The sequence below is a fragment of the Roseivivax isoporae LMG 25204 genome (assembly GCF_000521865.1).
Lineage (GTDB): Bacteria > Pseudomonadota > Alphaproteobacteria > Rhodobacterales > Rhodobacteraceae > Roseivivax > Roseivivax isoporae.
Genome location: NZ_JAME01000077.1, coordinates 1 through 7,007 on the forward strand (window position 1 = coordinate 1; position 7,007 = coordinate 7,007).

Genomic DNA, 7,007 nt, shown 5'->3' on the forward strand with positions numbered 1-7,007 from the left:
TGAAGCGCATCGAGACGCAGACCGCCCGAACCGCCAGGAACAACGAAAACCGGTTCAAGGCCGCCAACAAGAACGTCGAGCGGAGCTTTCGGGATGTCGACCGCGGCGCCTCCGCAATGGCCAGCGGCGGACTTCGTCAGGCGTCCATGCAGCTTTCCCAGGTCGCTCAGCAAGGCGCGGCGACGGGCAATTACCTGCAGGCTCTGGCCATCCAGGCGCCGGACCTCGCGCTCGGTTTCGGGGCGCTCGGTATCGCGGCCGGCGCGGCGATCCCGATCCTCTTCGGCGTGGCGCAGGCCGCCATGGGTGCGAAGGAGGGAATCGAGAAGATCGACGTGCAGGCGGCCTACAGTTCGGCCACCAGCGCTATCGAAGCGGCGCGCGAGGCGCAGGATCGCTACACTGCCGCTATCCGCCTGAGCGGAGTGGCACAGTCCGAGATCACGCCTGCAATCCTCTCTTCGCTGAAGCTTGAGGCGCAGGCGAGAGAAGCTTTGGCCGCACTGGAGATGGTTCGACTCGAGCAGCAAAAGAGCGCTCTGAGCGAATCCCTGAAAGAGAACAAGGCCACCTTGGAGGGCATGATCTCTGACGCGGAAGAGGGCGTCCGCCAGATCCAGGCGCTTAGAGAGCGGACCCTAAACCTGCCCGAAGGCCCCACGTCTATGGACGATGCGGTTTCCCGAGAGCGGGAGCGTCTCGCCGCCGTGGAGCAGGTTCTGAGCACAGAAGAAGAGCTCGTCGGCACCATTGAGAAACAGCAGGCCGAACTTGATCTCGTGAATGCGCTGATCGCGCAGGGGAACGGGGAAGCGGCAAAGACCGTAGACCAGCTCGTCAAGGCGGCAACCAGCGCAGAGGGCGTCGCAATTGCTGCGGCGGGCATCCCCGGGGCGCTGGACGGCGGTGTCTCTGCAGCGATGCGTCTTGCCGAGGCGCTTGGCATCTCACTCGCCACGGCGCAGGCCCTCGCCAAGCTGGGCCCGCAGGGCGTGGGCGTCACAAGCACGACCGACCCGAACACGGGTATGCAGTACGGCGGCCGAGGCGGCGACCCGCGCGAGATGGGCGGGAGCATCTACGATCGCCAGAACGCCGAGGCGATCCAGTGGCTCGAAAATTACAAGCCGCCGAAGCTGTCCAGCGGCGGCGGCAAGAGCGGCGGTGGTCGCGGCGGGAAATCCGAGGCCGAGCGCAAGGCAGAGCAGGAGACGAACCGGCTCCTTTCCGAGCGCGACCGCATCCTGCGCGACCTCGAGGGCCCGCTCGAGGAGTACGAGCGCAAGCTCGCCGATCTGAACGAACTGCAGGCGCGGGGCGAACTGACCGCCGACCAGTACAACGCGGCCCTGGCGAACATCGAGGCCGAGCGGTTCGCTGCCGAGCACGAGTCGATCATCGACGCGATCGAGGGCGTTTCGAACGCCATGGCCCAAGCCATCGTCAACGGCGAGAACATGGGCGAGGCGCTCGGGAACGTGTTCAAGCAGATCGCGGCCGAACTGATCGCATCGCGCATCCAGAGCATGATTACCGAGATCGCCACCAGCATGGGCTGGATGGGGGGCGGCGGGGCGGGGAACCCCATGGGCTCCTTCGGATCGGGCGCTGGATCGCTCAGCTTGAACGGAATGCGCGCATCTGGCGGCACTGTCAGCGCCGGCCGCGCCTACATGGTGGGCGAGATGGGCCCCGAACCGTTCATTCCAGCCGTGAATGGCCGCATCCTCTCGACCGCACAGGCTCAGCAGGCGCTCAGCGGGCCGGGCGGCGGGGGTGGCCCGCAGATCGTCAAGGTCGTCCTGTCGCCGTCGGCCCTGACGCTGGGCGACGACGGGACGATCTCGGCGCGCATCGACGCGAGGGCGGTGCAGGCAGCGCAGGCGATCGAGGCGAAGATGCGCAGCGACGTGCGCGACGGGCGGGGCCTCGCCCGGGACCTGAAACAGACCACGACGGCGCGGCCGCGCCTGACGACGAGGTAAGCCATGCCGACCTGGCCCGCGTCCCTGCCGTTCTTCCCCGATGCCGCCGCGATGACGCGGAGCGCGCCCATCAACACGACGATCCGGACACCTATGAGTGCGGGGCCGGACAAGACGCGCCCACGCTTCTCGGCCGCGTCGCGCTCGCGGCCCGGGCGCATTCACCGGCTGACCAAGGCCCAGCTGCAGGCATTCGAGGTTTTCTACCGCGACGACCTGAAGCTCGGCGCGCTGTCGTTCACCGCGACGGACCCATTCGACTGCACCGAGTACGAGTTCCGGATCCTCGATTACGCGGTGGGCCGGTCGGGTGCGGTGTTTACCGTCGACGCCGAGCTGGAGATCCTGCCCTGATGGCCCTGTCCCAGACGCTCATCCGCGCGGCGACGGCGCAGCAGACCGGCACGCTCGTCCTGGTGCTGGCCACCTTCTCGCACCCGATCGCCGGTACGCGGCGCATCGTGAACGACACGGCCGACCTGACCAGCAACGGCGAGGTGTTCGAGGCCTACCCGTTCAGCGTCGTGCTGATGGCCGACAAGCCGGACGAGCAGCCCGTGATGACGCTGCAGGCGGCGAACATCTCGCGCGACGTGCTGGCCTACGCGCGCACGGCGGCGGCATCGGGCACGCGCGCGACGGTCACGATCCAGATCGTCGCGAAGGACGAGCCGAACATCGTCGGTGCGCAGTACACGAACCTCGAGGCGGTCGAGTGGCGCTACACCCTCGAGCAGATCACCGCGCGGCTCGCGTTCCGGTCCTACCAGTCCGAGCCGTTCCCGGCCGAGTCCTTCACACCCGGCGCGTTCCCCGGCCTGTTCTGATGCACTGGTCAGCGCAGTATGTCGGCATCCCCTACGCCGAGAGGGGATACAGCCGCGCGGGTGCCTGCTGCTGGGGGCTCCTGTGCCTGGTGCAGGAGGAGGTGTTCGGCCGCCGCCTGCCGCGCCACGACGAGCCGGTGCGGATGGTGCAGGCCGGCATCGCGCTCGCCGAGGGCACGTTCTTCGCCGGCGTGCCGGTCGTGCCGGTGCCGCCCGAGGACGCGCGCGACGGCGACATGCTGCACATGAAGGGATTCCGGGCCGGCAAGGCGACGAGGCTGCACTGCGGCGTCCTGACTGGCCCGCACCACGTCCTGCACATTGAAATCACCACGGGCGCGATCGTCGAGGATCTGCGCCGCGCGCCGTGGCGCTGGCTAGGGGCCTACCGCATTGCCTGACGTCTATTCCATCCGCGTGCAACGCCCGGCCATCTAATAGGGGAAATCGCCAATGATCCTCGCTTTTCTCCTCGGTTGCCTCGCGGGGTTCGCCGCTCCCAAGCTTCGGGAAAGGCTTCACCGAGAGCTATTCATCTGGCGACACGGCGCCATTCACCGATCTAAGGACTACGACCCTGAGGCAGGCGTCGGGGTTTCCGTGGACCTCCGCACCGGAAAATGGGTTTTTCACGGCGTACGGATCACCAAGCCCGAAAGCTCACATGTTGACCCCCGGCTGCCCGAGTCCAAAGGCCTGCGTGATGATCGCGAGAGCTTCGTGTAGCTGTTTTTCTTCCTCGGTTCCTGTACCGGCGATTGGTGCGTCATCGATCATTCGGAAGATGTCTCGGTACAAGAAGATGCGCCAATCGTGATTGTCGGTTTCCTGGTCGAGACGGCCTACAAGGGCTTGTATGGCAATGATGAGACCGCCGGCGAAAGCTCTGCTTTCCACAGGCAGATCTGCTTTGATCCGCATTTTTGGCCCCGTTGGCGTCTCAAGGACGAAATAGCTCCGGTCGGGATCAACGTATTTCGGCGCGGTCAATAGAAGCTCCATCGCTTGGTTTGGCGACTGCGATGGTGATCGCCGCCGGAGGCTGAGTCGAGTCTCCGGCGGCTCCATCTGAACAACGAAACATGCACGCGGTCCGATTCCTGGATCAGCCTGCCCTCCGCGACGCGGGCGGCGGGGGCCGCGTGCGTCTCGCGGTCTCTGCCGCCTCGAATGGAAACACCGCCCTGATGCCTGACGTCTATTCCATCCGCATGGTCGAGGACCCGTGCCTGCCGGGCGCGTCGGTGCACCAGTACCCGGTCGGCGTGTCGCTTGACTGGGCGATGGACGACCTTGCCCGCGCGCTCGGGATGGACCTCGACCTGGTCGAGGTGTTCAACGGCGAGACGCACGTCCCGCGCGAGGCGTGGGCCGACACGCGGCCGGAGGCGGGCGCCGCGCTGGCGCTGCGGGCGGTGCCGGGCATCTCGGGCGCGATCGCGCTCTTCGCGAGCTTCGCGGGGCAGTGGGTGGCCGGGCTGTCGTTCCTCGGCGGCGGGCTCCTGGCGCAGGCGGTGGGCCTCGCCGTCACCTTCGCGGTCCAGGCCGCCGCCAGCAGCCTCCTGCGGCCCGAGACGCCCTCGATCGGCGCGGACCGCGGGCCCGACCGCTACTCGATCAGCGGCTCGCGCAACCGGCTGATCCAGTGGGACGCCGTGCCCATCGTCATGGGGCGGATGCGGTTCGCGCCGCCCTACGGCGCGGCGCCCTACACCGAGGTGCGCGGCGAGGATCAGTACCTGCGCCTCCTCTTCGTCTGGGGGCGCGGCCCGGTGCGCCTGTCGGACCTGCGCATCGGCAACACGTCGCTCGACAGCTTCGAGGGCGTCGAGATCGAGCACGACCTCGACGGCACCGGCACGCTGTCGCTGTTCCCGCGGGACGCCGACCAGCAGTCGCTGAACGTCAAGATCAACGACGACTGGTCAACCCGCGAGACCGCCGAGGACACCGACGAGTTCGGCGTGACGGTGACCTTCCCGAACGGCATCTACGAGGTGACCGACGAGGGTCGGAGCAACACGAACTTCGAGCTGCTGGGCGAATACCGCGCCGTGGGCTCCCCGACGTGGATTCCGTTCTGGGAAGTGCGCGAGAACCGCGAGGCGGCCTCGACCGTCCGCTACGCCACGAACGTCAAGCCGCCGGTGCCGGGGCAGTTCGAGATCCGCCTGCGGGTGAACGACCTCGAGGCAGACGACAACGAGCACATCATCGACGCCTTCTGGACGGCGCTGCGCAGCTTCCGGAACGAGGCGCCGGTCAACGCACCCGGCATCGCCAAGACGGCGCTGGTCATCAAGGCGAACGACGAGCTGTCGGGCGTGATCGACGAGTTCAACGCCATCGTCGAGCGCGCGGTCCCGACCTGGAACGGAAGCAACTGGAACTCGAGCGGCTACACCAGCAACCCGGCCGCGCTCTTCCGGGACGTGCTGACCAGCCCCAGCAACGCCCGGCCGGTGACCTCGGCGAACACGGCCGACGACAACCTCGGCGAATGGTTCGAGCACTGCACCGCGCTCGGGCTGACCTACGAGAACGTGCTGCAGGGGCAGAACAGCGTGGCGGCGGTCCTGACGGCGATCGCCACGGCCGGGTTCGCCAGCCCGACCATGTATGACGACCGGTTCGGCGTGGTGATCGACAAGGCACGCGACACGGTCGTGCAGGCGATCACGCCGCGCAACTCGTGGAACTTCAGCGGGCAGATCAACGCGCCGGAGGAGCTGCACGCCCTGCGCGTCCAGTTCCGCAACCGGGAGAAGGACTACGCCGACGACGAGGTGATCGTCTACGCGCAGGGCTACAGCGCCGCCAACGCGACGCGGTTCGAGGTGGTCAACCCGGACGGCATCTCGATCGTCGAGCAGGCGCAGCTCTTCGGGCGCTTCCTGCTGCTGTCGCGCATCCTGCGCGCCGCGCCCTACCAGGTGTCGATGGACTTCGAGCACCTGCTCGCGCGGCGGGGCGACCTGGTCGCCTTCAGCCACGACGCCGCGCTGATCGGCGACACTGCCGGGCGCATCAAGGACGTGGACGGCGTCACGCTCACGGTCGACGAGCCGGTGACCTTCGATGCCGGCGGCAGCTACAATGTCCGCGTGCGCACCCGCGACGGCGTGATGCTCCTGCTCACGGCCACCGGCACCGGGACGACCGACAAGATCACCGTGTCGGACGCGACGAACATCAACGCGGGCGACCTGTTCCTGTTCGGTCCGGTCGACGGCGAGGCGCAGCTCTGCCTCATCTCGGACATCGAGCGGGGCGAGGACATGCAGGCGGAGATCGCGCTGCTGCCCTACGTGCCCGAGCTCTACGACGCGATCGACGAGGGCGCGTTCGAGAGCGACCTCAGCGAACCGGTCGGCCTCGGCCTCGTCGGGCCCGCGCAGCCGCGCATCCTGCAGGTGCTGACGCGGGAACAGTCGCTGCCGCAATCGGCGCAGGGCGACGTGCTGCCGACGATCATCGTGTCGTTCGAGCCGGGCTTCGCGCCGGCCGGCAACTGGCGCGTGACACAGGCCCGCAACGCCCTGGTGAGCTGGCGCCTGACGGGGACCGACTCGTGGCAGACGATGACGGTGAGCGCGCTCGCGGGCGAGGCACGGATCACCGGCGTCCAGCGCGGCGCGCAGTACGACATCCGCGTGATCGCCCAGGACGCCGAGTTCCGGACGTCGCAGCCCGCGTTCGTCCTGGCGCACCAGATCGGCGGCCTGCTGTCGCTGCCTCCCACGGTGCAGGGCTTCGCGGTCGAGCCCTTCATCGTGTTGGACAGTGCGGGCGGGCAGCGCCGCCCGGGCCTCCGGCTCACCTGGACGCCGCCGCCCTCGCGGATCCGGCAGATGACTTGGCAGGTCCGTGTCCAGGCGACGGGGCAGGTGGTGCAGCAGGGCGGCCGCGCCGAGGCGCAGGAAGGCGCCACGATCGTCTCGGGCAACATCGTGCCGGGCGAGACCTACGAGGTTCGGATGAGTCACGTCGCGCCCGGGCCGGTCGACCTGGTCTGGACCGCGTGGCTCGCCGTCACGGCGCCCGACGTGCGGCTCTCGGCGGAGGACCTCGCGGACGAGCTGCGCGCCGAGATCGAGGAGGCGTTGACCCGGCACGATGCCGAGCTCGAGGAGGCGGAAGGCGTCGTCGCCGAGCTGCGCGACTCTGCGATCGCGGCCTACGGGGATTACCGGCT

General features: G+C 68.2%; 6 protein-coding genes. 5 read left to right on the top strand and 1 reads right to left on the bottom strand.

What is annotated here, in order from left to right:
- From RISW2_RS25140 to RISW2_RS22265, 4 genes are all read left to right on the top strand, one after another.
- The coding region (locus RISW2_RS25140; RefSeq protein WP_043775383.1) for a coiled-coil domain-containing protein at window positions 1–1,985 on the top strand (1,985 nt) is incomplete at its 5' end.
- A gap of 3 nt (window positions 1,986–1,988) precedes the next feature.
- Window positions 1,989–2,339 carry a hypothetical protein gene (locus RISW2_RS22255; RefSeq protein ID WP_043775385.1) on the top strand — a complete coding sequence of 117 codons (351 nt, stop codon included), beginning with the start codon at window positions 1,989–1,991 and terminating at the stop codon, window positions 2,337–2,339.
- On the top strand, window positions 2,339–2,812 hold the full coding sequence (locus RISW2_RS22260; RefSeq protein ID WP_043775387.1) for a DUF1833 family protein: 474 nt from the start codon (window positions 2,339–2,341) through the stop codon (window positions 2,810–2,812). Before RISW2_RS22255 ends, RISW2_RS22260 begins: the two co-directional genes overlap by 1 nt.
- Window positions 2,812–3,213, top strand: coding sequence for an NlpC/P60 family protein (locus RISW2_RS22265; protein ID WP_051492337.1), 402 nt, complete (start codon window positions 2,812–2,814; stop codon window positions 3,211–3,213). The genes RISW2_RS22260 and RISW2_RS22265 overlap by 1 nt, the downstream gene beginning before the upstream one ends.
- A 259-nt stretch (window positions 3,214–3,472) precedes the next feature.
- Here RISW2_RS22265 and RISW2_RS24875 read toward each other — a convergent pair whose 3' ends face one another.
- The gene (locus tag RISW2_RS24875; RefSeq protein WP_156943970.1) at window positions 3,473–3,802 is read right to left on the bottom strand and encodes an O-antigen ligase family protein; all 330 of its coding nucleotides are present in this window, start codon (window positions 3,800–3,802) and stop codon (window positions 3,473–3,475) included.
- A gap of 197 nt (window positions 3,803–3,999) precedes the next feature.
- On the opposite strand from RISW2_RS24875, the gene RISW2_RS22270 reads away from it, so the two are divergent.
- On the top strand, window positions 4,000–7,007 hold a 3,008-nt coding region (locus RISW2_RS22270), incomplete at its 3' end, for a host specificity factor TipJ family phage tail protein (protein WP_211238744.1).